The following is a 25,095-nucleotide window of genomic DNA, read 5'->3' on the forward strand; positions in this document are numbered from 1 at the left end:
GCACCGGCAGTTTGGCACAGTGAGCGGGTGACTGTGCCGAATTCGATGCGCAGGGGGCCATTCGGATATGCGACGTCGGGTTGGCTGCCCGTTGTCGCGGGTGCGGTGCTGCTGGCCGGATGCGCCTCGACGGTGACCGGTCACCCGATAGCCACCACGCCGACCACGGTGGGGCGGCATATCGCCGCTCGGCTTTCGACGCTGCTGCCGGACCCCGCACTATTTCCGGCCAAGTATTCGGCGGTGGTGCTGCCACCGGCAGCGGCCGCTCAGGCCGCGGGCGATCTGACCGGCGTCGGGCGGGGTGCGACGGTGCAACCCGGCGGATGCGTGCCGCCCGAGCAGCGGTTCGGGCCCGATCAGACGGCTATCGCGGTCGGTACCGACACTGACAGTCGCGCCACCGTCACCGTCGAGCTGACCAGGACCGATCAGCCGTTGTCCACGCTGCGCAGTCAGTTGCAGCGCTGCGAAAAGTTGCAGGTCGCCAGGGCGGGCGCGACGACAACCGTGACCACGCAGCTCGATCCGCCGCCGCCGATCGATGCCGACGACACCCTGGCGCTGCGCCGCACCGTGGCGCCGGACATCGCGGGAGCCGGGCTGACCCAGTCCATGCAGACGCTGTCCGGACAGGTCGGCGATGTGCGAATTGCGGTGACGTACATGTCCTTCACCGATGCGAAGCCGGATACGGCGGTATTGGACGAGCTGTTCACCACGACGGTGCAGAAGGTCAAGAAGGGGTAGGGGATCGGCCGTGCAGCCGGGGCCGGGGGCGGGATCGTAGCAGTCCGCACCGACAGGGTCGTGACGTCGTTGGCGACCGCGGGTGTATTCGTCCACAGGCCAGGCGGATTCCACAGGGCGGGTGAACGTCCAGGTCGGCTGGTCCGGTGGCGTGGAGGGGCGCGCAACCTCGATGCATGACCAACCCCGCGAACCCTGCCGCTGTCGACGATTCCAGCGACCACACCCGCCCTGGCCGTGGCGCCGGATCGGGCGACCGTAAAACCAGCCACGTCGCGGGTCGGCCGCATTTCCGTGGTGCCACTCGTCCGCGCGACATCGCTGATATCGGTGACACGGCGCACATTGGTGGCGCTGCGCGCTTCTGCGATGCCGCGCACTTTCGCGAGAGCGCCCACGTCCACTGTGTGGAGGCCGTGGACGCCGACGGCGCGCCACACCGGGCCGTCTGTGCTGAGCAACCCCCGCAATTCGGCCCCGCGGCGCCGGCGCACTTGCATGTGGACGACCCCGGCGAATTGATCGCGGCGCTGCCCGCCATGGTCGGGTTCGTGCCGGAGCGCTCACTCGTTGTTGCCGTGCTGCGTGCCGCGCCCGAGCACGTGGACGTCCCGATCATCGACGCGGTGGTGCGCTTCGACCTGGACCAGGACAGCGGCAGCCGACGTGGGCTTGCGGCGGCATTCGCGGAGCAGGTGGGGCGGATCTGCCTCAGCGAGAACGCGCGCGAGGTGCTTGCGGTGATCGTCGACGACCGGGTCCGTGAACCGGCGCCGCGTGGCCCCGACGCTCGGCGTGCCCATCGAACCGAACCTTGCGGGGCATTGATCGCCGCTCTCGCCCGGCGGTTGGTCGACGATTACGAGGTCGTGCTCGGGGGTGCGTGGGCGGTCCGCGCGATCGACACCGAGCAGCGCTGGTGGAGTCTGCTCGACGCGGATCAGCGTGGGCCACTGCCGGATCCGGCCACCTCGATGGTGACGGTGGCCCATGTCCTCGATGGCAGGCCAATCCACCGGGCCCGCTCGGAGCTGACCGCCCTGGTGGCTGTGGACACCGCGTCGAGCGAGGAGGTCGCGGCGCAGCTCGACGACGCGGTCACCGCGGCGCGCGATCGATACGTCGGCGCGATCCGGCGTGGCGATCCGGACGGCTATCACCGAAGGATGCTCCAACATGTGCTGTGGCAGATCTCGAACATCGAGTTCGGTACGCGGCTTACGGCCAGGGAGTTCGCGGAACTGGCTGCCGCACTGCGTGATCGGGTGGTGCGCGACGCACTGTTCGCACTGGCTGTCGGCGATCACGCCGCCGCCGCGGAACGTCTGTGGGTGACGCTGGTCCAAGTGCTCTCGGATTCCGACCGCGCCGACGCCGCGGCGCTACTGGGCTATAGCGCCTACGTCCGCGGCGACGGCCCGCTGGCGGGTATCGCGTTCCAGGCCGCGCTGGAGGCCGACCCGTCCCACCCCATGGCTATCCTGCTGGAGACCGCCCTGCGCGCGGGCATGCGCCCGGATCAGCTGCGCAGGCTGGCGCGGTCCGGACTCGAAACCGCGGCCGACCTCGGCGTCGAGTTGTGTTGATGGGCCGGCGGATCAGCTCAGCTACGGGCCGAGTGTGCGCGAGGACCGAGGGCGCGCAGGAATTCCCACGCGTCGGAGACGATTTCGTCTAGGTCGGTGTGCTTCGGGCGCCAGCCGAGTTCGTCGACTGCGCGGTCGCTGGAGGCGATCAGCATGGCGGGGTCGCCGGAGCGGCGCGTGGCGTCCTGCGCGGCGATCGGAAGCCCGGTGACGCGTTCGCAGGCCGAGATCACTTCGCGCACCGAGAATCCGGTGCCGCTGCCGAGGTTGAAGATGCGGTGCGTGCCCGGTTCGGCGGTGGCCAGTGCCAGTAGGTGGGCCTGGGCGAGGTCGCGGATGTGGATGTAGTCGCGGACCGCGGTGCCGTCCGGGGTCGGCCAGTCGGTGCCGAAGACCGAGATCGCCTTGCGGTGTCCGAGCGCAACCTGCAATACGAGTGGGATGAGATGGGTTTCCGCCACACGGTTTTCGCCGAGGCCGCCGTAGGCGCCGGCGACATTGAAATAGCGCAGGCTGGTCGCGGCCAAGCCGTGTGCGATCGAGTAGGAGGTGATGGCGTGGTCGATGGCCAGCTTCGAGGAGCCGTACGGGTTGGTCGGGCGGGTCGGTGCGTCCTCGGTGATCGGCACCTGCTCCGGCTCGCCGTAGACGGCCGCGGTCGAGGAGAACACCAGCCGCGGCGTATCCGTGCGGCGCATCGCCTCCAGCAGCTCCAGGGTCTTCACCACATTGCCCTGCCAGTACTTCTCCGGCTGCTGCACCGACTCGCCGACCAGCGACTGCGCCGCGAAATGCAGGACACCATCGAACGGTTCGGCCTCGAGCAATGCGGGGGCCGCGACGGCGACGTCACCCTCGACGAAACGCGCGTCCGCGGGCACACCGTCGGCGTTGCCGGTCGACAGATCGTCGACCACCACCACCTCATGCCCTTCTTCGAGCAGGACCTGCGCGCACACCCCTCCGACGTAGCCTGCGCCACCGGTGACCAGAAGTCTCACGTGTCAGACCAGCTTCACCTGGACGGCGTGCGACATCTCGTCCGAGAGTTCGAAGCCCGCGTGGCCGGGCACGGTGATGATCACCGTTCCCGGCTTGGTCTCGACCGTCACGCGCGCGTCGGGCACCACGCCCGCCTCCCGCAGCTGGCCGATGACCTCGGGGTCGGTCTGGATGTGCTCGGCCAGTCGCCGAACGACGACCGCATGCACCTGGCCGTGCGGCAAGTCCGACAGTCGCACCAGGGTTTCCTCGGCGGAGCTGGACGGGATGATGCCCAGCTCGTCCAGGCCGGGAATGGGGTTGCCGTAGGGCGAGGTGGTCGGGTGGTTGAGCACCTCGACCAGCCGCCGCTCCACGTCTTCGCTCATGACGTGTTCCCAGCGGCACGCCTCGGCGTGCACGTTCTGCCAGTCCAGGCCGATGATGTCGACCAGCAGGCGCTCGGCGAGGCGATGCTTGCGCATCACCGCGACCGCCATGCTGCGGCCCTTCTCGGTCAGCTCGAGATGACGATCACCCGCAACCAGCAGCAAACCGTCGCGCTCCATCCGCGCCACCGTCTGGCTCACCGTCGGACCACTCTGTTCGAGGCGCTCGGCGATCCGGGCGCGCAGAGGCGTCACGCCCTCCTCCTCGAGGTCGTAAATTGTACGGAGGTACATCTCCGTAGTGTCGACCAGATCCTTCACCTGTTACCCCTTTGTCGGCATGAATTCTACCCATGCACGCGCCACTACCGTGTGCCGGACCAACCTGGTGGCCCGCCGTCACGATGTAGCGCATGCGCTGTGAGAATCATGTCGGCGCACGGCGGTCCCGCCGTGTTCGGACTTGCCTGTAGTTCTACTGCATATGAACATTCCGCGGGGTCGGTAGCTTCCCGCGCACGCGTGTCAAACAATTCGTTCGCCACCCCCCCCTTCTATACGGGCAGGCACCGACAAGCTATACGGGCAGGCACCGACAAGGTTGTTCGAAACGCTCTAGCGTGGCAACCATGGCCACCGCCGACGGAACCGTTGTCTGGACCGACCGCTTCCTCGATTACGCTTGGACACCGCAGCATCCGATGAAACCGGTGCGCCTGAAGTTGACTATGGCGCTGGCCGAAAGTCTCGGATTGCTCGACGGTGTCGAGCGGTTGGAGCCCGCCCAGGCGAGCATGGCGGATCTGCTGCGCATCCACACCCCCGACTACATCGAGGCCGTTGAACACGCCAAGGCTCCTGCCGGTGCGCCGTTGGCGCCACCCTATGGTCTCGGTTCGCCGGACAACCCGGTGTTCCCGCGGATGCATCAGGCGGCGTCGGTGATCGTCGGCGGCACGCTGGCCGCGGCCCGTGAGATCGCCGAGGGCCGCACCAAGCGGGCGGTGAGCATCGGTGGCGGCATGCACCACGCGATGCCCGGTTCGGCCGCCGGGTTCTGCATCTACAACGACGCGGCGGTCGCCATCTCCTGGCTGCTCGACCACGGCTTCGATCGCATCGCCTACATCGATGTGGACGTGCACCACGGCGACGGGGTGCAGCGAGCCTTCTACACCGACCCTCGGGTGCTGACGATCTCGATCCATCAGCATCCGGCGACCCTGTGGCCGAATACCGGCTGGCCGGAAGAGACCGGGAGCGGGGCCGCAGCGGGCACCGCAATCAATCTGGCGGTGCTGCCGGGCACGCGAGATGCCCAGTGGCTGCGCGGTTTCCATGCAGTGGTGCCCGGCGCGGTCGAGGCGTTCCGGCCGCAGATCATCGTGAGTCAGTGTGGCGTCGACACCCATCGGGAGGATCCGCTCGCGGAGCTCGAGCTCACCGTCGACGGCCAGCGCGCTGCCTTCCTCGCCATGCGCGAACTGGCCGATCGGCACGCGGAGGGCCGGTGGCTTGCCGTCGGCGGTGGCGGCTACGGTGTGTTCCGGGTGGTGCCACGGGCCTGGACGCATCTGCTGGCGACCGCGCTGGACCGGACCATCGCGCCGGAAATTGCGGTGCCGACGGACTGGATCGACCAGGTCGGCGCCGCGGCGCCCGCGGTCGAGCTGCCCCGCACCATGGGCGATGGCGGTGATATCGCCTACCACCCGTGGGATGGGCCGGGTGGGACGGGGGAGACTGGGGACGCGCGGGTCGACCGCGCACAACGTGCCATCGACACCGCCGTGCTGGCGACCCGTCGGGCCACTTTCGGGTTGCTCGGCCTGGATCCAGAGGACCCCCGTGACTGAGAACCCGCCCGTCCCGGATTCCCCCGGCACGCCAGCGGTGCCGCCCCCGCCGCCCGAGCAGTGGCTCGCCGACGTGCTGGCTTCGGACGGGGGTGTGGTGCGACTGCGACCCATCACCCCCAAGGACACCGATCGACTCCAGGAGTTCCACGCGGCACTGTCCGACCGCACCAGGTATCTGCGGTATTTCGGGCCGTACCCGCGTATCTCGCCCAAGGATCTGTACCGCTCCACCCACGTCGACCATCATGATCGGGTCGGACTGGTGCTCGAGCTCGGAGAGGCGATCATCGCGGTCGGGCGCTACGAACTGCTCGATCGCACCGGTCCGCGCGCCGCGGAGGTCGCGTTCGTGGTGGCCGACGGGCATCAGGGCCGCGGACTGGGCTCGATCCTGCTCGAACATCTGGCCGGCGCCGCCGCCGAGAACAAGATCGAGAGGTTCGTCGCGGAGGTGCTCGCCGAGAACACCGTGATGGTGACCGTCTTCCGTGACGCGGGCTACCAGGTCGAGCGCAGCAGGGACGGCTCGGTGCTGCACCTAGAATTCGCCATCGACCCCACCGAAGCCCTGCTCTCGGTGCGGGATTCGCGCGAGCGCGCCTCGGAGGCGCGCAGTGTGGGCAATCTGCTCGCACCGGGTTCGGTCGCCGTCATCGGCGCTACGCCGGGTACCGGCCGTGTCGGTGGCGTGGTGCTGGCGAACCTGCTGTCGGGGGTGTTCCAGGGGCCGGTGTTCCCGGTCAATCCGAATCGCAAGTCGGTGCGCGGGGTGCGCGCCTACCCGACGGTGCGCGATATTCCGGACGAGGTGGACCTGGCGGTGGTCGCCGTCCCGGCCGGGGCGATCAGCTCGGTCCTCGACGACTGTATGGCCAAGGGCGTCAAGGGTTTGGTCGTGCTGACCGCGGGCTTCGGAGAGACCGGCGCCGACGGCGTGGCCGCCGAACGCGAGCTGGTCGCCGCCGCGCGCGGGCATGGGATGCGGGTGGTCGGCCCGAGCGCGCTCGGTGTCGCCAATACCGATCCGGCGGTCTCGTTGAACGCGACCTTGGCGTCGGTGCTGCCCGCGCGCGGGCGGATCGGGTTCTTCTGTCAGTCCGGGCCGTTGGGCGCGGCCATTCTCGGCGAGGCGGCCGCACGCAACCTCGGTTTGTCGACCTTCGTGTCGGCGGGCAATCGCGCCGATGTGTCCGGCAACGACCTGCTGCAGTACTGGGATACCGACTCCGCCACCGATGTGATCCTGTTGTATCTGGAGAGCTTCGGTAATCCGCGCAAGTTCTCCCGGGTCGCGCGCCGGGTGGCACGGACCAAGCCGATCGTCGCGGTGAGCAGCGGCAGGCTCGCCGCGCGGGCCCAACCGACCGGGGATATGGACCGATCCATCGTGCGGGATCTGTTCGCGCAGGCCGGAATCGTGCAGGTCGACTCGATTTCGGAGTTGTTCGACTGCGCTGCATTGCTGGGCTACCAACCGCTGCCCGCCGGTCCGCGGGTCGCGGTGGTCGGCAACAGCGCCGCGTTGAACTGGCTGGCCGTCGATGCCGCCCGCGGCGAAGGGCTGGAGGTGCGGCGGCCGGTGCCCGATTCGTCCGAGAACGCTCGGCGTCCCCGACCCACCGAGCGTGGGGTGGACGAACAGTCGGTGGGCGAGCCGGTGGATCTGGGGCCCGAGGCGACACCGGGGGCGTACCTGGACGCCGTGGTCGCGGCGCTGCGCTCGGATGAGATCGACGCGGTGATCGTGGTTTTCGCACCCCCGGTGCCGCTGCCGACGGCTGGGTTCGCCGACGCCATCCGCGAGGCCGCGCTGGGCGTGCCCGACTCCGGCAAGCCCATCCTGACCACTTTCGTTGCCGAACAGGGGATTCCGAACCTGCTCGCGATGCGCGGCACCGGCGGCACCGCGGTGCGCGGCTCGATCCCGTCCTATCCGGATCCCGAGCGGGCCGCGCGGGCGCTGGCCAGGGTGCGCAGGTACGCACAGTGGCGGACCAGGCCGGTATCGGTGGTCCGCCGCCTGGAGGGCATCGACACCGAGCGGGCCAGGGGACTGGTGACGCAGTGGATGGCGGACTCCGGCGGGCATCGGCTCACCGACCAGGAAACCGTTGCGCTGCTGGACTGTTACGGCATTCACGTCGTGGAATACCGCGAAGTGCACAACGCCGACGAGGCGGTCGCCGCTGCGGAGGAACTCGGTTATCCGGTCGCGGCCAAGGCGATCGGAGAGATCTGGCGGCGCAGGCCCGACCTCAGCGGTGTCCGCCTCGACCTGTGGCGTCCGGACGCCGTGCGCCAGGCGTACGCCCATCTGGCGGAGCTCAGTGGCGATCGCGTCTTGCACATCCAGAAGATGGCGACTCCCGGCGTCGGCTGCGTGCTGCGCGTGCAGGACGATCCGTCGTTCGGTTCGGTGATCGAATTCGGCCTGTCCGGTCTGATCATCGAGTTGCTCGGTGACCGCGCCTATCGGGCGCTGCCGCTGACCGAGGACGAGGCCACCGCGCTCATCGATGCCCCGCGCGCCGCGCCGCTGCTCTCGGGCACCCCCGCCAGCCCTCGCGTCGACAAGGCCGCGCTAGCCGAACTGGCCCAACGCATTTCGGCCCTCTGCGACGACATCCCGGAACTGCGTGAATTGTTCTTCGACCCGGTTCTCGCGTCGGCGGCCTCGGCCGAAATCCTCTACGCACGAGCCCGAATCGGCCCAGAGCCCAGCCGTTTCGACGCAGGCCCGCGCCGGTTGGGCTGAACCCGACCCGCACACCGTCATCGACCTCGGTCGCAGCGATATTCACCAATTCCCTTGGTGCGGAAGGGGTATCGTGGAAATGCCATGGGGCCGGGGCGAGAGTTCGGCGACGGTTCGCGTGAACCCGGAGGAGGCGGGGTGCGCGTACACCGGTCGGCGTTTGGCAGATGGCTGTCACCAGCCACCGAGCCTGACGCCGGACCGGCCTCGGAATAGCCCGACGTCGAAGGCCGTACCGGGTCACCGGTACGAGTTGTGCGATCGGCTGGCCGATCCGATCAGCTGGCGTAGGCGCGCAGCCGGTCGGCCCGCTCGCCCTTGCGCAGCTTCGACATGACCTCACGCTCTATCTGACGCACCCGCTCGCGGGAGAGTCCGAAGAGCTTGCCGATCTGGTCGAGGGTGCGCGGCTGGCCGTCGTCCAGGCCGAAGCGCAGCCGGATGACCTGCTGTTCGCGCTCGTCCAGGGTGGCGAGCACGCTGCGCACGTCGTGGTGCAGCAGACCGGCGATGACCGCGGACTCGGCCGAGGTGGCCTCGGAGTCCTCGATGAAATCGCCGAGCGGGGCCTCTTCGTCGTTGCCGACCGGCATGTCCAGGCTGACCGGGTCGCGGCTGTGGTCGAGCAGATCGGAGATCTTGTCGACCGGGATGCCGGACTCTTTGGCGAGCTCGTCGTCGGTGGCCTCGCGGCCCAGTTGCTGGTGCAGTTCGCGCTTGATCCTGGCCAGCTTGTTGACCTGTTCGACCAGGTGCACTGGCAGCCGGATGGTGCGACTCTGATCGGCCATACCGCGGGTGATGGCCTGCCGGATCCACCAGGTGGCGTAGGTGGAGAACTTGAAACCCTTGGCGTAGTCGAACTTCTCCATCGCCCTGATCAGGCCGAGGTTGCCCTCCTGGATCAGGTCGAGCAGCGGCATGCCGCGGCCGGTGTAGCGCTTGGCGAGCGAGACAACGAGGCGGAGGTTGGCTTCGAGCAGATGCGATCGAGCGGCCTGGCCCTCGCGGACGACAATGGCCAGATCGCGCTTGCGGGTGGCCGACAGTCGTTTGCCGGTCTCCAGCAGATTCTGCGCATAGAGGCCCGCCTCGATGCGCTTGGCCAGCTCGACCTCGTCGCTGGCCGTGAGCAGTGCAGTGCGGCCGATCCCATTCAGGTACACGCGTACCAGGTCGGCGGCGGGGCTCTGGGCGTCGAGGTCCGAATCGCTGATGCGCACACGAGTGGTGGCGGGGCTTGTCATGACTTGCCTCCTGTCGGTGGTGTCTCATTCCGAACAACGGACCCGACAGTAGGAAAGTTCCCCGCTAACGCTTGAATAAACCGCTCTGGCCTGCGGTTTCCGTCACCTTCGTCTGAGAAGTTCCTGAGAAGCGCGCGATAACAGAACATTGCTGTCGAGTGCCTCTGCCGACAGCAGCGTGAACTACACGGGTCGCACCAATCCGTGACGAACCAGCCCAGCCACCACCGTCAGCGCGTCGGCAGCGAACTCCGGCGTCACCCCATCGGATCCATGGGCAACTGCCAGCAGTTCTATCAGCTCATACAACGGCATCCCGTCCGCGCGCATTCCCGCCACCAGCCCGATGGTGGACTCGTCAACCTCGTGCTGCCAGCGCGGACCGTCGCCGCGGTGCAGCCGCGCGACCTGCTGTGACCACCCGTCCTCGCCCGGCAGATAGACGCGTTCCAGCGCTGTGGCCGGATCCACCGCGAAACGCGCTGACCAGGCCAGATTTTCGTCATCCGCGACCGCGCGCAGCCAGGCCGAACGCTCGAAGTAGCGCGACGCCTCGGCACCGAGCGGGTCGTCGAAACCGTGGGTGAGGTCCTCGGCGAGCAGTTCGGTCGGCCCGTCGATGGCGCGCAGGTAGACGAACCCGAAGCCGATGCCCTCGACATCCGCTGCGGTGAACGCCTCCAGCCACCGCTCCGCGCGAGCCTGCGCGGCCGGGTCGCGCGGATCCAATCCCGCGTCACGCAGCCAGGTTCCGACGTACAGGGCCGGGTCGGCCACATCACGCTGCACGACCCAGGCATCGACACCGTGCGCGGGCAGCCACGACGACACCCGCTGACGCCAATCCTCGCCGTCCACGTGCACCCACGCCGCCAGCATCGCGGCGGTGCCGCCCAGGGCGAGCAGGTCCGGGGCCTGTGAAATCACCAATTCGCTTGCGCCGTCGAGGGCGAGGCCGGAATCACGGTAGGTGTGCTCGATGCGGGCGGGGCCGACTACGAACGGCGGGTTGGCCACCACCTGGTGGAAGCGGCGTCCGGCCACCGGCTCGAACCAGGAACCCTCGAGCAATTCGATATCCAGGTCGTTGAGCGCGGCGGTGGCCTGTGCCAGCCACAGGGCGCGGGCGTTCACATCGGTGGCCGTTACCCGGTTCGCGTAGGACGCGGCGTGCACGGCCTGCACCCCGCACCCGGTGCCGAGATCCAGTACCGAACCGACCGGGCGGGTCGGCGTCGCTCGCAGCAGCGACAGTGAGGCATGCCCCACCCCCAGCACGTGCTCTTCGGTCAGCGTGCGCCTGTGCATCGAGTCGTCGAGGTCCGACAGGATCCACCGGGTGCCGACGCCGACGTCCAGCGGGCGCAGATCCAACGCTGTGCGAACGTCGTTTCCGTCGCGGTCCAGTAGGCCGGCCGCGACGGCGCGCTCGATATCCACCGGGGCCAACGCGGCCGCGACCTTCCGCTCCGGTAGCGCGTCACCGAGCAGCAACAGCCGAATCAGCGTGCCGAGTTCGCCCGCGTCACGCGCGGCCCGTCGCACCGGCACCGGCTCCGACCGCCCGAGTGCCGCGTGCACGTCCGCGCCGAGCACCTCCAGCAGTGTGTCGGCGTCGTAGCCGACCCGGGTCAGCGCGACCCGTAGATCGGGGCACAACGCGGTGAGCAGCGAGCCGGTCGTCGTCTGGTTCGTAGGCACATCGGTACTTTGCCACCGCATCCCTCCAGCACCCGCCAGGTGTCTGCCGTGTCACATGCCGAGCGGCGGCGGGCCGAGTCCCAGGAGATTCGTTCGTCGAAACCCGCCCGACTGCCGATGCCGTGGGGAGCCGTATCCGACGTCAGACCCCGTTGGGGTCGCGGGCGGTGATGCAGTAGACCGCGTCCGCGGGGTCGTTCATGACGATCCAGTGTTCCACGCGCTGGATCTGGGTCGCGCCCAGAGACTCGTGCCAGGCGGCTGTTGCGTCGGTATCGGAGGAGGACAGGTCGATGTGCGCGCTGGTGGTGCGGTCCTCGCCGAGACACTGCATCAGGAGTTGCACCGGCAGTGGCTCTTTCGGGCGCAGGCGGGAGAACTCGGGTAGCCTGCCCTGTTGCAGGTCCCATCCGGTCAGCGTGGTCCAGAACTGCGTCTCGATGTCGTGATCGGACGCGCCGATGTCCAGGCAAACCTGGTCGAGACGGCTCAGCGTGCCGTCCGGAGCGGGCACGGCGGGTGCGGGCTGGCCCTTGGCGCGGCCGCTGGGCGTGAAGCAGAACGCCTGGCCCGACGGCGAGCGCAGGACGGCGTAATCCGGATGGTTTGCGACCAGGTCGGCACCCAGGTCGAGGGCGATGCGGACAGCGGCGGCGATGTCGTCGACGTCCAAGTCGATGTGCACCCCGCCGAGGCCGGTGACCGCCTGCATCTTGATACCGGCCGCGGCGAACAGCGCGGGATCCGGTAGCAGCGTGACGAATTCGTCGTTTGCACCGCGGCGCGGGGAGAGTTGGCTGCCGGTGATCGTCGACCAGAACGTCGCGCAGTCGTCGAAACGCTGTGCGGGCCGGTCGAGGAAGGCCCACGCCCACCGAATCATGCTGTCTACCCTTTCATACGGGGTAACGCCCCGTTTCCCCCGCCACACAGTAGGGCTAGGCCGCAGCGATGTCGAGGCGGTATCGGATTCGCCGCGCAGGCACGATCTTGTCGGTTAATGGCGTTCCTGCCACTCGTTCGAAGGGTGATATTCCGGCACGCTCAGCGGGTGACCGAACTGCAGACGCCCCCGGCGCAGGGACCTGTCGATTCCATGACCCGGCCGCGGCTGCACCCCGCCTGGATCGTCGCGGGTGTGGGTTTCGTCGCACTGCTCGGTGCGGCCGCGTTCCGATCGGTGCCCAGTGTGCTGATGGATCCGCTGCACGCGGAGTTCGGGTGGTCACATGGCACCATCGGCGCCGCCGTCTCGCTGAATCTTCTGTTGTACGGGCTGATTTCGCCGTTCGCCGCCGCACTGATGGATCGCTTCGGCATCCGCAAGGTGGTGGCCTGCGCACTGCTTCTGGTCGCGGCGGGCAGTGGGTTGACGGTGTTCATGACCCAGCTCTGGCATCTGATACTGACCTGGGGTCTGCTGGTGGGCGTCGGAGTCGGCTCGATGTCGATGCCGTTCGTCGCGACCATCACCGGGCGCTGGTTCGTGCGCAGCCGCGGCCTGGTCACCGGGGTGCTGACCGCCGCAGGCGCGACCGGGCAGCTGATCTTCCTTCCGGTGGTGTCTGCACTGGCGCAGGCGCACGGCTGGCGGCTGCCCTCGCTGATCGTCTCGGGCGCGGCACTGGCCGTGGTGCCGCTGGTGCTGCTGTACATCCGCGATTTCCCCAGCGACGCGGGCGTTTCCGCCTACGGCGCCGAGCCGGGCAGCCTGGTCGGGGTCCGCGCCCCGGCCGCCGGCGGTGCGTTACGCGCGCTAACCGTGCTCGCCACAATTGCGCGCCGACCCGGATTCTGGCTGCTGGCAGGCGGATTCGCGGTCTGCGGCGCCTCGACCAACGGCCTGGTCGGCACGCACTTCGTCAGCGCGGCCCACGACCACGGCATGCCGCCGACTACCGCGGCCAGTCTGCTGGCCCTGGTCGGTCTCTTCGACGTCGCGGGCACTATCGCGTCGGGCTGGCTCACCGACCGGGTCGACCCGCGCTATCTGCTGGTCGGCTACTACACCCTGCGCGGCCTGTCCCTGCTGATCCTGCCGTCGCTGTTCGCGCCGCACACCCAGCCGAGCATGTGGGTGTTCATCATCTTCTACGGCCTGGACTGGATCGCCACTGTCCCGCCGACGATAATGCTGTGCCGCGAACTGTTCGGCGCCGACGGGCCCGTCGCCTTCGGCTGGGTATTCGCCTCGCACCAAATAGGTTCCGCCATCGCCGCCACCGGCGCGGGCGTCATCCGCGACATGCAAGGTAGCTACAACCTGGCCTGGTACATCGCCGGTGGACTGTGCGGTGTCGCGGCGTTGATGTCCGCGGGTATCCGGCGCCACGCCTAGCCGGACACCTGAACTCGGCCGACCGGAACGGTCAGCCGTCGATGGCGTTGTGCGGGCGGGATTCGATCGCCGTGCGGGGCTGATCCCAGCGGCTGGGCTCGTCCTTGCGGCGTGGCGGGCGATCGTTGGCGATCAGCACGGCGATCCAGGGCAGCGGTATCGAGACAGCGATGATCAGTATCGAGATCAGGGCGCTGCTGAAGGTGCTGTAGGCAATCGCGGCCAGCACCAGGCAGGGAATGCGGAAGGCCATGATGATCGTGTACCGACGCACCCGTGCACGGTGTTGATCGTCCAACGACGGCGCGGCCTCGGTAATCAGCACCGGGTGTTTGTCATCACTGCCGGGGAAGTATCCGGCGGACTTGCCGGGGGTCGGCACCGTGACTTCCGGGCGATCACCACTGCCGATGTCGTCGGCGTCGGGGGTGTCGCCGTCCTGCTGCATACCCTGAGTCTTCCACTGTCGACCGCCCCGTGCACATATCCAGGTCAGCCGCTCGTGCGGGGATGCGGCATCATGGAATGCGTGAGTACCGACACTCTGGTCAGCCCGGATACGACTACCGACGAGACGACGGGCGACGACACCCCGAAGTTCTTCCACTATGTGAAGAAGAACAAGATCGCCGAGAGCGCCGTCATGGGCACCCACGTGGTCGCACTATGTGGCGAGGTGTTCCCGGTGACCCGCTCCGCGAAGCCCGGTTCGCCGGTGTGCCCGGAATGCAAGAAGGTCTACGACGGGCTGCGCAAGGGCGACTGAGCCGACTGCGCCGACGGTGATCGATCCGCGATCGATGCCGCCGGTGCGTCGTCGTCCGCGACCGGTCTCGAGCCCGGCTCGGGGTCGGTCGCTGTCTTGGGTGCGCCCTCGGATTCCGAGGTAGCGGCGGCCGCGTCCGCTTCCTCGTCGTCGGACGAATCGCCGAGCACCTGGTTCGTCAACCACTCCTTCACCTGATCGATGCGGGTGCTGCGGGCGGGCCAGAACTCTTGGACGGTCGCGTTGAACTCAGCGCCGAGGATCACTGCGAACCCAAGGAAGTACGTGAAGAGCAGGAACGCGATCGGGGTGGCCAGCGCGCCGTAGCTGACGCCGGTCTTGGTCACCCACGCCAGATAGCGGCGCAGCAACTCGCTGGCCGTGATGAAGAACACACCCGCGACCAATGCCCCGCCGAACAACCGGTGCCACGGCAACGATCGATGCAGCGCCAGCTTGTAGAGCGTGGTGAGCCCGATGATGAGCAGTAATCCGACGCTCGGGTAGTAGAACGAGTCGATCAATCGCAGCCCCGGTTCGCGCCACGCGTCCGGCAGCGCCCGCCCGATCAGGGTGGGGCCGAGCGCGATCAACGGCAGGATGAACACCGACGCGATCAGGAACAGCACATACAGCAGTAGCGCGAAGATGCGCTGCCATACCGGATGCCGCGCATCCTGCTGTCCGTGCGCCTCGACGATGGAGTCGACGAATGTGGCCATGGCCGAGGAACCGGCCCACAGCGACAGCACGAAACCCACCGACACGAACGCGGCGCGCCCGTGCCCGAGCACATCGGTGACCGTGGGCTCTATCAGATCCGTGACGACCGTCGGGCTGAACAGATCGCGGCTGAAGGCGATGATCTTCTGCTCGACGATTTCGACGGTGTCGGGCCCGAACCACTCGCCGACATAGCCGAGGCTGCCGAGCACGCCGAGCAGCAGCGGCGCCAGCGACATGGTCTGCCAGAACGCCGCGGCCGCGGACTTCGTGAAAATCGAGTCGTTCCAGGCCTTCACCGCCACGCGCGTCACGAGCCTGCCGGTTTGGCGACCCGCGCGGGCCAGCCAGGCGCCGGTCTGTCGGGCATTGTGTGCCCGCGACCGTGCGGCGCCACCACCGCTGTGGTTCGGCTCGGAGGTATCGCTCGGCGGGGCGCTGTCGTCGGTCATCGTCACTACAGCATCGCGCACAACGCGCATCGGCACGGGTTTGCCGGTGCAACGTGTCGGTGGGTAACGGGTGAACCCTTGGGAACCGCGGTCTTCACGTACGAGAACTCCCACGACACACTGTGATGCCCGTCGCCCCGACCGCGTCGGTTTGGCGACACGCCATGGCGGCCCAGTAGGGTCTTGAGCGTGACTGGGTCGGGCGCCGCTGTGGCGGGAGAAGCGGAAACGCCGGGCGATTCGGAAACATCGAGCGCCGCGGTTTCAGGTGGGTCGCTACGCGCTTGGCAGCGTCGCGCCTTGATGAAATACCTCGCCACCAAACCGAGGGACTTCCTCGCGGTGGCCACGCCCGGTGCGGGTAAGACCACCTTCGCGCTCCGGGTCGCGACCGAGTTGCTGGCCGATCGCACCATCGACCAGATCACCGTGGTCGCCCCGACCGAGCACCTCAAGCATCAGTGGGCCCAGGCCGCGAATCGGGTCGGCATCGCGCTGGATTCGCGGTTTTCCAATGCCACCGGTGGCACCTCCGGCGACTATCACGGTGTCGTCGTCACCTACGCGCAGGTCGCCTCGCATCCGTCGCGGCACCGGGTGCGCACCGAAAACCGTAAGACGCTGGTGGTTCTCGACGAGATCCACCACGCGGGCGACGCGAAGACCTGGGGTGACGCGGCCGCCGAAGCCTACGGTGACGCCACCCGCAGGCTCGCGCTGACCGGAACCCCGTTCCGCAGCGACGACAGCCAGATCCCGTTCGTCACCTACGAACCCGACGAGTCCGGCTTCCCGCGGTCGCGCGCCGATCACGCCTACGGCTACGCGGAAGCTCTCGCCGACGGTGTGGTCCGGCCGGTGGTCTTTCTCGCGTATTCCGGTGAGGCCCACTGGCGCGACAGCGCGGGCGAGGAGTACACCGCCCGGCTCGGCGAGCCGCTGAGCGCCGAGCACACCGCCCGCGCCTGGCGCACCGCGCTGGACCCGGCGGGTGACTGGATTTCCGCGGTGCTGCGTGCCGCCGACATGCGCCTGCGGCAGCTGCGCACCTCCGGCATGCCCGACGCCGGCGGGCTGGTGATCGCCACCGATCAGGAGCGTGCTCGCGATTACGCCGAACTGCTCGAGCATATTTCGGGGGAGAAGCCCGCGGTGGTGCTGTCCGACGATCCCGATTCCTCCAAGCGGATCGGCGAGTTCAGCAGGAACACCCAGCCATGGATGGTGGCGGTGCGCATGGTGTCCGAGGGCGTCGACGTGCCGCGCCTCGCGGTCGGCGTGTACGCGACCAGCGCCTCGACACCGCTGTACTTCGCGCAGGCCATCGGCCGCTTCGTGCGCGCGCGCAGACCCGGTGAGACGGCGAGCGTGTTCCTGCCGTCGGTGCCCGTGCTGCTGGATCTTGCCGCTCAGCTGGAACTACAGCGCGATCACGTCATCGGCAAGCCGCATCGGGAGAAGGACAGTCTCGACGACGAGCTGCTGATCGATGCGAACAAGCAGAAGGACGAGCCCGGCGAGGACGAGAAGCCGTTCGTCGCGCTGGCCGCCGACGCCGAACTGGACCAGGTGATCTATGACGGATCCTCCTTCGGCACAGCGACTATCGCCGGCAGCGCGGAGGAGGCCGACTACCTCGGCATCCCCGGCCTGCTCGACGCCGACCAGATGCGTGCCCTGCTGCGCGAACGTCAGTCCCGCCAGATCGCCGAACGTGGCGAGCCCGCGACCCGGGAGCCCGCGCTCGCGGTGGCCAGCGCCGCGGAACGCGTCGCCACCGCCGACCGTCTCGGTGAGCTACGTCGCGAGCTGAACAGCCTGGTCGCCATGCACCACCACCGCACCAACAAACCGCACGGCGTCATCCACGGTGAGCTGCGCCGGGAATGCGGCGGCCCGCCAACGGCATTGGCGACGGCAGATCAGCTGGTCGAGCGAATCGCCGCGCTGCGCCGGAAATAGTACTGTCTGATGCCACGTAACTACGGACCCCTTTCGGACGGTCGCATTTCGCTGTGGGTGATGCTGGCTGTGGCAGACGCAGCCTATGCAGTGATGCCTTGGCATCGTCCCGATAAACCGATGCGCCTGTCGGCCTACGACATTGCCGAGGACGACGACATCTCCGCCGGTGATGTCGTCGGCCTCGGTTTCGGCGCTACACGATCAACCCGGCGTGGCGACGGCAGTCCCGAAATAGTCCGCCGGGTCGAGCGTGTTGATCAGCACCCAGCGCGGTGACTCCACCGGTGTGGCCGAATCCTCCTGCGCCGCTAGGAAATAGCCTTGCAGTTCGAGGGCTATGCGGGGGTCCTCGTCGACTCGTCGGGCGATCTCGTAGAACACCGCAAGCACGTGTACGCAGCGCGCCGAGCGGGCCGAGCACGAGCAGTCGGTGCTCGCGAGCGCCGGTGCGGGGCTGGTGCCTGCCGTGACGAGCGCGCGGTGCATCTCGTCGGTGAGAATCGTCGGGTTGGGGATCGTCTCGGCGATCGCGGTGATGGTCACGCGCGGCAGCGGCGCCACCTCCACGTGCGTGACCGACGCCTGGCCGCCGCGGTGGACGGCGCCGCGGACGATCAGACCCTCGATCGTGGCCTGTACGCCGTGGTTGCGGGCGATGCTGCGGGCGCGGGGGAGCAGGGGATCGGGCCGGGTCTGGCGCAGCGGTTCGGCCAGGCGTACCCAGTCCATGCCCCATGCGGTGTAGCCGAATTCGTTGTCCGCCATCAGTTCTCCCTCTTGCGCCGCAGGACCTCGATCAGCTGATCGTCGTCGAGCTTGGCCAGTGCGGCGATGCCCGCCGAATCACCGAGGTCCGACAGCGCGGACTTGCGGTCGTGCATGCCGGCGATGTGCTCCTCGACGGTGGTGCCCGAGGTGAGGGTGGTGATGGTGACGGTGCGGGTCTGGCCGATCCGGTGCACCCGATCGGACGCCTGCGCCTCCACCGCCGGATTCCACCAGCGGTCGAAGTGGATAACGTCCGCGGCGCGGGTCAGCGTGAGGCCGGTGCCCGCCGCGCGCAGGCTCAACACCAGCACCGGTGGCCCGTCGTCGGACTGGAACCCCGACACGATCGCGGCGCGCTCGGACTGGTTCAGCCCGCCGTGGAAGAACGGGGCGGCCACTCCGAACTGCTCGGCCAGATGGCGCACCAGTAGCTCACCGGTCTGCCGATACTGGGTGAATATCAGTGTCGGATTGCCGGTTTCGAGGTTGTTGGCCACGATATCGGTGCACAGGTCGAGCTTGCCGGAGCGGCCCGCCAGCTCGTCGAGTTCGCCGGTGATCAGGCCGGGATGGTTGCAAACCTGCTTGAGCGCGGTCAGTGCCGCGAGCACCCGGCTCTGCCGTTGTGCGCCATGGCCGAAGCCATCGTCGATGGCCCGATCGAGCAATTGGTCATAGAGCTTTTCCTGTTCCGCAGTGAGGTCACACAGCAGATCGCTGTGGATCTTGGCGGGCAGCGACGCGGCGACCTGAGACTTCTTGCGCGCCAACACCACCGGTTCGATCGCATCGCGCAGCCGGGCCGCGGCGGCGGCCGAACCCTCGTGGATCGGCCGGACGAACCGGCGCCGAAACTGGGTGCGGTGCCCGAACAATCGCGGCGCGACCAGATTCAGCAGCGCGAACAACTCCTCCAAATGGTTCTCCACCGGGGTGCCGGTGAGCGCGACCCGCGCGTCGACGGTGAGCGCGCGAGCGGCCTTGGCGATCTGGGTGCGGGGATTCTTCAACGCCTGCGCCTCGTCGAAAACCGCTGTCGCCCAGGTCTGGTCGTACAAAGCGTGTCCGTGCAGCCGCAGCGTCGGATACCCGGCGATGACGACGGCGCCCGCCTCGGCGGCGAGATCGCCGCCACGCCACACCACCGGCCGCAGGCTCGGTGCGAACCGGGTGATCTCGTGCGCCCAGTTGCCGACCAGAGAGGTCGGGCAGATCACGAGCTGCGGTCCGGCAGCGGCTCGACCCAGTAGAAAGCCGATAGTCTGCACGGTCTTACCGAGCCCCATCTCGTCGGCCAGCACCGCGCCACCGTGCACGGCGACGGTCTCGTGCAGCCACCCCACCCCACGCGCCTGATAAGGCCGCAGATCCGCTTTCAGCGTGGCACGCAATTCCGTGGCCACGGAACGTGTTTCGCGCAGCACCCGCAGCGCGCGCTCGGCGGAGAAGATCGACGCGCCGGACGCGTCCGGTACGGCATGCGCCGCCACCGGCAGTTGGGGCGCGCTCGACTGCCTCGGCGCGTCACGGGGCGTCGACGGATCCGGCAGCTCGCTCACCTCCCGCAGCGCGGCCCGCCAGGTGTCGACGGACGGTCCCGCATCGTCGATGACCAGTCCTAGGAGATCGTCCGGGTCGACCAGTGCGCAGTCGACCGCCGCGACCTCGATGGCACCGCGCTCGCCCTTCGGTACCGCGAGTGGAATCGCTTCGTGGTCGCCCTCGGGTGCGCGTCCCGTGGCATCCCCGGTCCACGTCCACAGCGCGAACATGTGCCGGTCGGGCAGATACGTGGCCTGCGTGCTTGGCAGAGCGCGCCCCTAGATCGTCGTATGGTGTACGGAGTATTGTGACAACGTACAGCGTACTGGATTTATTTCGAGGAGGCGCGTGACCGACGGCACCGCTCCCGACCAGGCGAAACAGTTGATGAGCCTGCTCTGGCGGCACACCATGCCGCAGCGCCCCGGCGGCCGCGGACCCAAGCAGACGGTCAATGTCGACGCCGTGGTCGCCGCCGCCGTCGCCCTGGCCGATCGGGACGGATACGAGAAGGTGTCCATCCGAACCGTCGCCGCGGAACTCGGCCTGAAACCGATGAGCCTCTACACCTACGTCCCGAGTAAGGACGCGCTGGCGCTGCTGATGGTCGACGCGGTCGCCGCCGAGGACGCACCCATCCCGGCCGACCTGTCTGTGCGCAACCGCATGGCGGCCATCGCCGAACAGGTGCGCACCGAGTTGATCAACCACCCCTGGCTGCTCGAGGTGCCACCGTGGCGGCTGGTCTTGGGCCCGGGCCGGACGCGCCGCTATGAGCGGCAGTTGGCCGCGATAGACGGGATGGGCCTGTCGGATGTGGCGATGGACCGGGTGATCGCGGTGTTGTCGGAATTCGCGACGGGCAATGCCCGGATGGCGATCGCGGCGATCCGCAGCGCCGCCGAACTGTCGGACGCGCAGTGGTGGGAGCAGCACGGCCCGCTGCTGACGAGGCTGATGCCGGTGGCGGAGTTCCCGTTGTCGTCGCGAGTCGGTGCGGCGGCGGGGGAGCAGTATCAGGCTCCGGCGGATCCGGATGGCGCCTTTGCGTTCGGCCTGGCCAAGCTGCTGGACGGCATTCTCGCCGAGTGCGGCGTGGGGTAGCGCCGCGCCAGGGAACGTCAACAGCGGGCGACTTGTCGGTCGCCCGCTGTTGGTATTCGCGATGTTCTGTTGTTCGATGCTGTTGTGTCGGGACGCGAAGAGGAAGGTTAGAGGGCGGGAGCCGATTCCGTGGAGATCACGGCTTCGAGCTCACGCAGTCGATCCATGTGTTCGTTCGCGTGGTGCTGGCAGAAGAGCAACTCGCCATTTGCGGGCAGTACGGCACGCACTCGCGCAGCCGCCCCGCAGCGGTCGCAACGATCGACCGCGGTCAGTGGGGTGCTTGTCAGGGTTCCTGGCATGACTCCTCCGTCCTGGCTCCCGGCACTACAGTCCGTTCACCTGGTGTGGGGCCCGTGGTCACTCCGCGGGCTCGCGACCGCTACTTCCCAGTAGTGGTATGACTACTCTGTCAGACGTTCGGGACGGGGGCTTTGTTCCCGGAAGTGATTCCTGTGTGTTTTGTGTAACACGACCTGGGATTTCGCTACTGGCGAACATCACTGGTCACGTACCGAACTCCACTCGATCACGATCACGAACAGGCCTATCCAGTTGTCTACCGGGAGATTACCCGTGATCCACGACACTCACACTCTCGTTCACATTTGCACCCTGTCGGAGTGGCTGACCACACGGCAAACCGGTGAGCACCGCCCACGGTCGCTGGCGGAGGTCGGCTTCATTCACCTGTCCACTCCACAGCAGGCGCACCTGCCCGCCAATCGCCTCTTCGCCAGACGCCGCGATCTGGTGCTGCTGCGCATCGACCCGGCGCGGGTCGGGGCGCCGGTGAAGTGGGAGCCGGGCGTGCCCAGCGATCCGGAGTCCATGCTGTTTCCGCATCTCTACGGTCCGCTGCCCGCGGGCGCGGTGACCGCGGTCGTCGAGTACCAGCCCGGCGCCGACGGAACCTTCACCTCGCTGGATCGCTGAGCCGGCTACCTGGCCTCGCGCGCCAGGATGGCGGCCTGAACCCGCGACCGCACACCGAGTTTGGTGAGCACCCGCGAGACGTGTGTCTTCACGGTCGTCTCGCCGATGAACAGCCGCGCGGCGATCTGCGCATTGGACAACCCCTCGCCGAGACAGTCGAGCACCTCGCGTTCGCGCTCGGTGAGATCGGCGAATCCGTCCGGCGCGGGATCGTGCGGCTCGACGGCCGTCGAGGTGAACGCGTTGATCACCGCCGCGGTCACCTCCGGCGCCAGCACTCCGTCCCCGGCGGCTACCGCCCGCACCGCGTCCACCAGGGCTTGTCCCGACGCGGATTTCAGCACGAAACCCGATGCGCCCGCCCGTAGCGTCCGGAAGACGTACTCGTCCAGATCGAAGGTGGTGAGGATGAGTACCCGGGCCAGGCCATCGGCGGTGATGCGCCCGGTGGCGGTGATGCCGTCGACGCCGGGCATTCGCACATCCATCAGCACCACGTCCGGCCGTAGCGCTTTCGCCTGTGCCACAGCGATATCCCCGTCGGCGGCCTCGCCGACCACCTCGATGCCGTCGGCGGAGTCGAGGATTATCCGCAACCCGGCTCGGATCGCGCCGTGGTCGTCGGCGATGAGCACCCGAATCGTCATGACACCGCCGACGTCGACAGTGGCAGCCGCGCAAGCACTTCCCACCCACCGGAAGCCGGTCCGGCGGTGAAACTTCCGCCCAGCGCCGCGGCACGCTCACGCATGTTCACCAGGCCCCGATGCCGGACCTCCGGATCGGCGGACGGATCAGCCTCGCCCGCTGCGGAATTCGGGACCCGACCGTTGATGGAGTCGGTGGCGCGCAGCAACCCGTCGACGGGATTGCGGACCGATACGGCCAATGTCGTTGTCTCGGCGGACACGTCGATGTCGACCTCCTGTCCTGGCGCATGTTTCATCGCGTTGGTCAGTGCTTCCTGGACGATCCGGTACGCGGCCTGATCGACCGCACTCGGCAACTCGGTGCCGTCCAGATCGGCGGCCACCCGCACCGTGATCCCGGCCGCGCGGGCCGCGTCGACCAGAATCGGCAGCTGCGCGAGCCGGCGCGGCGCGGCCGGGTCGTCCTCCACGCCGTCGTCGCGACGCAGCAACCCGATCATGGTGCGCATCTCCTGCAGCGCGCTGACGCTGTTGGATCGGATCGACCCGACGATGCCGGTCACCGCGGGATCGGCCGATTCCTGCCGGGCCAGCACACCGAGCGCAGCCTCGGACTGGATCGCGATTGCCGAGAGATGTCCGGCGATCACGTCGTGCAGGTCGCGCGCCATCGTCTTGCGTTCGTCGGCGATCGCTGCTCGCCGGTCCAGCTCGGCGACCAGGGAAAGCGCTTGCGCGCGTGCGCGTTCGGCGCCCGCGATCTCCTTGTGGGTGCGCACCGACAACGCCCACCAGATCGAGGTGCCGACGAAGGCGACGGCCGCGGTGATCGCCAGCGCCATCACGCGCCAGTCGCCAGTCAGCACCAGCGCGGCCGCCGCCACCATCGTGGACAGCGTCGCGCCCGCCGCGATGACGAAGCGGGCGTGCGCACGCGGCGCGTAGAGGACGGCGGCGTAGATCAGATCCGAATACATGATCCAGATCGGCACCGTGGCGCCGAGCCACAGATCGAGGCCGAGCGGCACGAGCCCGGCGGCCAGGGCCCAGAGTGGCACCCGGCGGCGCAGCAGCGATACCACGCACATCAGGGCCAGTACGGCGAACCGCACCGTCAGCGAGGTCTCCGCGCTGCGCGAGGTCATCGTGTACAGCCCGGCCAGGTAGAGCGCCGCGCCGAAGGCGAACACGAAGAGGGCGATCAGCGCGTCCTGCGCCGCCGCCGACAACGCCGACCAGTGCCTCCTCACGTCCCCATCACAGCACATCGCGCCGCGTGCGGAGGTCCGCCGAAGTGATGAGCCGCGGTCGATCCGACGACCGACGCCCACCGACCCTGGCGCGCGCCAGGCTCGGACGGTGACATTGATACCGGCCTTGATCGGACTGGCGCTGGTGGACAGCACCAGCATCGGCACATTGATCGTTCCCATCTGGTTGCTGCTGGCGCCGCAGCGCCCGCCCGCGCGGCGGATGCTGGTCTATCTGGCCGCGATCGCCGTGTTCTATTTCCTGGTCGGGGTGGCGGCGCTGTTCGTCGTGGATTCGGGTCTCGAGCGCTTCCGTGGCGCCGCGCACAGTCCGTGGCTGCTGGTGCCGCAGTTGGCGCTCGGCCTCGCATTGTTCGCTGTCTCTTGGCGATTCGACTCCAAGAAGGGCCGGGAGCGCGGCGAAGCGGACCGTGCGGTCGCCTGGCGCACCCGGGCACTGAACTCGCAGGCGTCCACCGCCGGGCTGGCCGTGCTCGCACTGAGCGCGGGCACCCTGGAGGTGTTCTCGATGGTGCCCTACCTCGCGGCCGTCGGCCTGCTGGTGTCGAGCCACCTGCCGACCGCGACCTCGGTGGCCCTGCTGGCGGCCTACTGCGCGGTGATGGTGGTGCCCGCGCTGGCGCTCATCGCCGCACGGACGCTGTGGCACACCAGGATCGAACCGCTGCTGGTCCGGATCGACGGGTTCCTGTCCAGGCACGCCGACAGCGCGACGGGCTGGGCGCTGGCGATCGCCGGACTCTTGCTCGCTCGCGCCGCGATCGGTGGCCTCATCGCTGGTTAGCCTCCCCTGGGTGGCGGTCTCGGCCAAGCGCTAGGGTGGAAAGTGTGAATGTCGATGTCACCGCACTGCCCGGGATCGGGGTCCGCAAGGATTTCTCGGCGCGGTCGGGCCGCAGAATCGGCGTGGTTGACCACCGCGACGGCGGCATCGATCTCATCGTGTCCAAGCTCGATGATCCCGATGCCTGCGCGGCGCAGATCCCGCTGACCACCGACGAGGCCGCCGTGCTCGCCAACCTGCTCGGCGCGCCGCAGCTGGTCGCGACGCTGCGGGAGGATCACCGGGACCTGCCGGGGATCACCACCAGGCAGCTGCCCATCGGCGCGGACTCGCCGTATGAGGGCCGCACCCTCGGCGAGACCGGAATGCGCACGCGCACCAAAACTTCCATCGTCGCGGTGATGCGTGCGGGCCAGCTGCACCCCTCACCCGGCCCCGACTTCACCTTCGCCGCCGACGACCTGCTCGTGGTCATCGGCACGCCCGACGGCCTCGACGCGGCCGCCAAAATTCTCACCCACGGGTGAG

The 25,095-nt window shown here is 68.4% G+C and carries 23 protein-coding genes; 11 read left to right on the forward strand and 12 right to left on the reverse strand.

What is annotated here, in order from left to right; translation table 11 throughout:
- Positions 1-27: 27 nt before the first annotated feature.
- Both ACV7NQ_RS31695 and ACV7NQ_RS31700 read left to right on the forward strand, forming a co-directional pair.
- On the forward strand, positions 28-750 hold the full coding sequence (locus ACV7NQ_RS31695) for a sensor domain-containing protein (RefSeq protein ID WP_463362933.1): 723 nt from the start codon (positions 28-30) through the stop codon (positions 748-750).
- A gap of 176 nt (positions 751-926) precedes the next feature.
- Positions 927-2,336: a DUF4192 domain-containing protein gene (locus tag ACV7NQ_RS31700; protein ID WP_463362934.1), complete on the forward strand. Its 1,410-nt coding sequence runs from the start codon at positions 927-929 to the stop codon at positions 2,334-2,336.
- Between the two features lie 17 nt (positions 2,337-2,353).
- On the opposite strand, the gene galE is transcribed toward ACV7NQ_RS31700, so the two are convergent.
- Positions 2,354-3,337, reverse strand: coding sequence for a UDP-glucose 4-epimerase GalE (galE, locus tag ACV7NQ_RS31705; protein ID WP_463362935.1), 984 nt, complete (start codon positions 3,335-3,337; stop codon positions 2,354-2,356).
- A 3-nt stretch (positions 3,338-3,340) separates the two neighbouring features.
- Entirely contained in the window at positions 3,341-4,027 is a 687-nt protein-coding gene (locus ACV7NQ_RS31710; RefSeq protein ID WP_463362936.1) for a metal-dependent transcriptional regulator, read from the reverse strand.
- A 308-nt stretch (positions 4,028-4,335) separates the two neighbouring features.
- Here ACV7NQ_RS31710 and ACV7NQ_RS31715 point away from each other — a divergent pair, with 308 nt between their 5' ends.
- Together ACV7NQ_RS31715 and ACV7NQ_RS31720 are read left to right on the forward strand one after the other, a co-directional pair.
- The gene (locus ACV7NQ_RS31715) at positions 4,336-5,562 is read left to right on the forward strand and encodes an acetoin utilization protein AcuC (protein WP_463362937.1); all 1,227 of its coding nucleotides are present in this window, start codon (positions 4,336-4,338) and stop codon (positions 5,560-5,562) included.
- Positions 5,555-8,320 carry a bifunctional acetate--CoA ligase family protein/GNAT family N-acetyltransferase gene (locus ACV7NQ_RS31720; protein ID WP_463362938.1) on the forward strand — a complete coding sequence of 922 codons (2,766 nt, stop codon included), beginning with the start codon at positions 5,555-5,557 and terminating at the stop codon, positions 8,318-8,320. Before ACV7NQ_RS31715 ends, ACV7NQ_RS31720 begins: the two co-directional genes overlap by 8 nt.
- A 278-nt stretch (positions 8,321-8,598) precedes the next feature.
- Here the strand turns inward: ACV7NQ_RS31720 and ACV7NQ_RS31725 are convergent, their stop codons facing one another.
- The 3 genes from ACV7NQ_RS31725 to ACV7NQ_RS31735 form a co-directional block, all read right to left on the reverse strand.
- Positions 8,599-9,567: a sigma-70 family RNA polymerase sigma factor gene (locus ACV7NQ_RS31725; RefSeq protein WP_463362939.1), complete on the reverse strand. Its 969-nt coding sequence runs from the start codon at positions 9,565-9,567 to the stop codon at positions 8,599-8,601.
- A gap of 183 nt (positions 9,568-9,750) precedes the next feature.
- Positions 9,751-11,289 (reverse strand): DUF7782 domain-containing protein, encoded by a 1,539-nt coding sequence (locus ACV7NQ_RS31730; RefSeq protein WP_463362940.1) that lies wholly within the window; start codon positions 11,287-11,289, stop codon positions 9,751-9,753.
- Positions 11,290-11,410: 121 nt separating this feature from the next.
- Complete coding sequence (locus ACV7NQ_RS31735; protein WP_463362941.1) at positions 11,411-12,151, reverse strand: VOC family protein; 741 nt, start codon at positions 12,149-12,151, stop codon at positions 11,411-11,413.
- 117 nt (positions 12,152-12,268) lie between these two features.
- Between ACV7NQ_RS31735 and ACV7NQ_RS31740 the strand changes: the two genes are divergently transcribed.
- Complete coding sequence (locus ACV7NQ_RS31740; protein WP_463362942.1) at positions 12,269-13,606, forward strand: MFS transporter; 1,338 nt, start codon at positions 12,269-12,271, stop codon at positions 13,604-13,606.
- Between the two features lie 31 nt (positions 13,607-13,637).
- On the opposite strand, the gene ACV7NQ_RS31745 is transcribed toward ACV7NQ_RS31740, so the two are convergent.
- Positions 13,638-14,054, reverse strand: coding sequence for a DUF3099 domain-containing protein (locus tag ACV7NQ_RS31745; RefSeq protein ID WP_463362943.1), 417 nt, complete (start codon positions 14,052-14,054; stop codon positions 13,638-13,640).
- A gap of 81 nt (positions 14,055-14,135) precedes the next feature.
- Between ACV7NQ_RS31745 and ACV7NQ_RS31750 the strand changes: the two genes are divergently transcribed.
- Complete coding sequence (locus ACV7NQ_RS31750) at positions 14,136-14,372, forward strand: DUF3039 domain-containing protein (RefSeq protein ID WP_463362944.1); 237 nt, start codon at positions 14,136-14,138, stop codon at positions 14,370-14,372.
- Here ACV7NQ_RS31750 and ACV7NQ_RS31755 read toward each other — a convergent pair.
- Positions 14,345-15,547: a YihY/virulence factor BrkB family protein gene (locus tag ACV7NQ_RS31755; RefSeq protein ID WP_463362945.1), complete on the reverse strand. Its 1,203-nt coding sequence runs from the start codon at positions 15,545-15,547 to the stop codon at positions 14,345-14,347. The two genes, ACV7NQ_RS31750 and ACV7NQ_RS31755, sit on opposite strands and share 28 nt — an antisense overlap.
- Before the next feature lie 303 nt (positions 15,548-15,850).
- On the opposite strand from ACV7NQ_RS31755, the gene ACV7NQ_RS31760 reads away from it, so the two are divergent.
- Positions 15,851-17,509 (forward strand): DEAD/DEAH box helicase, encoded by a 1,659-nt coding sequence (locus tag ACV7NQ_RS31760; RefSeq protein ID WP_463365891.1) that lies wholly within the window; start codon positions 15,851-15,853, stop codon positions 17,507-17,509.
- Between the two features lie 204 nt (positions 17,510-17,713).
- Here the strand turns inward: ACV7NQ_RS31760 and ACV7NQ_RS31765 are convergent, their stop codons facing one another.
- Positions 17,714-18,277 (reverse strand): SWIM zinc finger family protein, encoded by a 564-nt coding sequence (locus ACV7NQ_RS31765; protein WP_463362946.1) that lies wholly within the window; start codon positions 18,275-18,277, stop codon positions 17,714-17,716.
- A complete protein-coding gene (locus ACV7NQ_RS31770; protein ID WP_463362947.1) occupies positions 18,277-20,052 on the reverse strand; it encodes a DEAD/DEAH box helicase in 1,776 nt (591 codons plus the stop codon). Before ACV7NQ_RS31770 ends, ACV7NQ_RS31765 begins: the two co-directional genes overlap by 1 nt.
- Positions 20,053-20,209: 157 nt before the next feature.
- Here ACV7NQ_RS31770 and ACV7NQ_RS31775 point away from each other — a divergent pair, with 157 nt between their 5' ends.
- Positions 20,210-20,926: a TetR/AcrR family transcriptional regulator C-terminal domain-containing protein gene (locus ACV7NQ_RS31775; RefSeq protein ID WP_463365892.1), complete on the forward strand. Its 717-nt coding sequence runs from the start codon at positions 20,210-20,212 to the stop codon at positions 20,924-20,926.
- Between the two features lie 107 nt (positions 20,927-21,033).
- On the opposite strand, the gene ACV7NQ_RS31780 is transcribed toward ACV7NQ_RS31775, so the two are convergent.
- On the reverse strand, positions 21,034-21,228 hold the full coding sequence (locus tag ACV7NQ_RS31780; protein ID WP_463362948.1) for a DUF7455 domain-containing protein: 195 nt from the start codon (positions 21,226-21,228) through the stop codon (positions 21,034-21,036).
- Between the two features lie 274 nt (positions 21,229-21,502).
- On the opposite strand from ACV7NQ_RS31780, the gene ACV7NQ_RS31785 reads away from it, so the two are divergent.
- A complete protein-coding gene (locus ACV7NQ_RS31785; protein WP_463362949.1) occupies positions 21,503-21,862 on the forward strand; it encodes a DUF952 domain-containing protein in 360 nt (119 codons plus the stop codon).
- 5 nt (positions 21,863-21,867) lie between these two features.
- Here ACV7NQ_RS31785 and ACV7NQ_RS31790 read toward each other — a convergent pair whose 3' ends face one another.
- Both ACV7NQ_RS31790 and ACV7NQ_RS31795 read right to left on the reverse strand, forming a co-directional pair.
- The gene (locus ACV7NQ_RS31790; RefSeq protein ID WP_463362950.1) at positions 21,868-22,509 is read right to left on the reverse strand and encodes a response regulator; all 642 of its coding nucleotides are present in this window, start codon (positions 22,507-22,509) and stop codon (positions 21,868-21,870) included.
- Positions 22,506-23,762: a sensor histidine kinase gene (locus tag ACV7NQ_RS31795; RefSeq protein WP_463362951.1), complete on the reverse strand. Its 1,257-nt coding sequence runs from the start codon at positions 23,760-23,762 to the stop codon at positions 22,506-22,508. Before ACV7NQ_RS31795 ends, ACV7NQ_RS31790 begins: the two co-directional genes overlap by 4 nt.
- A gap of 109 nt (positions 23,763-23,871) precedes the next feature.
- Between ACV7NQ_RS31795 and ACV7NQ_RS31800 the strand changes: the two genes are divergently transcribed.
- Positions 23,872-24,567 carry a GAP family protein gene (locus ACV7NQ_RS31800; protein ID WP_463362952.1) on the forward strand — a complete coding sequence of 232 codons (696 nt, stop codon included), beginning with the start codon at positions 23,872-23,874 and terminating at the stop codon, positions 24,565-24,567.
- 44 nt (positions 24,568-24,611) lie between these two features.
- A complete protein-coding gene (locus ACV7NQ_RS31805) occupies positions 24,612-25,094 on the forward strand; it encodes a cation:proton antiporter regulatory subunit (RefSeq protein WP_463362953.1) in 483 nt (160 codons plus the stop codon).
- Position 25,095 lies beyond the last annotated feature (1 nt).

The sequence above is a fragment of the Nocardia sp. Tas62D01 genome, from assembly GCF_055232035.1.

Bases quoted from the DNA above. Each gene is read 5' to 3' on its own strand.
- ACV7NQ_RS31700 (WP_463362934.1), top strand. From the start codon at position 927: ATGACCAACCCCGCGAACCCTGCCGCTGTCGACGATTCCAGCGACCAC.
- ACV7NQ_RS31715 (WP_463362937.1), top strand. From the start codon at position 4,336: ATGGCCACCGCCGACGGAACCGTTGTCTGGACCGACCGCTTCCTCGAT.
- ACV7NQ_RS31725 (WP_463362939.1), bottom strand. From the start codon at position 9,567: ATGACAAGCCCCGCCACCACTCGTGTGCGCATCAGCGATTCGGACCTC.
- ACV7NQ_RS31730 (WP_463362940.1), bottom strand. From the start codon at position 11,289: ATGCGGTGGCAAAGTACCGATGTGCCTACGAACCAGACGACGACCGGC.
- ACV7NQ_RS31735 (WP_463362941.1), bottom strand. From the start codon at position 12,151: ATGATTCGGTGGGCGTGGGCCTTCCTCGACCGGCCCGCACAGCGTTTC.
- ACV7NQ_RS31740 (WP_463362942.1), top strand. From the start codon at position 12,269: ATGGCGTTCCTGCCACTCGTTCGAAGGGTGATATTCCGGCACGCTCAG.
- ACV7NQ_RS31745 (WP_463362943.1), bottom strand. From the start codon at position 14,054: ATGCAGCAGGACGGCGACACCCCCGACGCCGACGACATCGGCAGTGGT.
- ACV7NQ_RS31755 (WP_463362945.1), bottom strand. From the start codon at position 15,547: ATGACCGACGACAGCGCCCCGCCGAGCGATACCTCCGAGCCGAACCAC.
- ACV7NQ_RS31760 (WP_463365891.1), top strand. From the start codon at position 15,851: ATGAAATACCTCGCCACCAAACCGAGGGACTTCCTCGCGGTGGCCACG.
- ACV7NQ_RS31765 (WP_463362946.1), bottom strand. From the start codon at position 18,277: ATGGCGGACAACGAATTCGGCTACACCGCATGGGGCATGGACTGGGTA.
- ACV7NQ_RS31770 (WP_463362947.1), bottom strand. From the start codon at position 20,052: ATGTTCGCGCTGTGGACGTGGACCGGGGATGCCACGGGACGCGCACCC.
- ACV7NQ_RS31775 (WP_463365892.1), top strand. From the start codon at position 20,210: ATGAGCCTGCTCTGGCGGCACACCATGCCGCAGCGCCCCGGCGGCCGC.
- ACV7NQ_RS31780 (WP_463362948.1), bottom strand. From the start codon at position 21,228: ATGCCAGGAACCCTGACAAGCACCCCACTGACCGCGGTCGATCGTTGC.
- ACV7NQ_RS31790 (WP_463362950.1), bottom strand. From the start codon at position 22,509: ATGACGATTCGGGTGCTCATCGCCGACGACCACGGCGCGATCCGAGCC.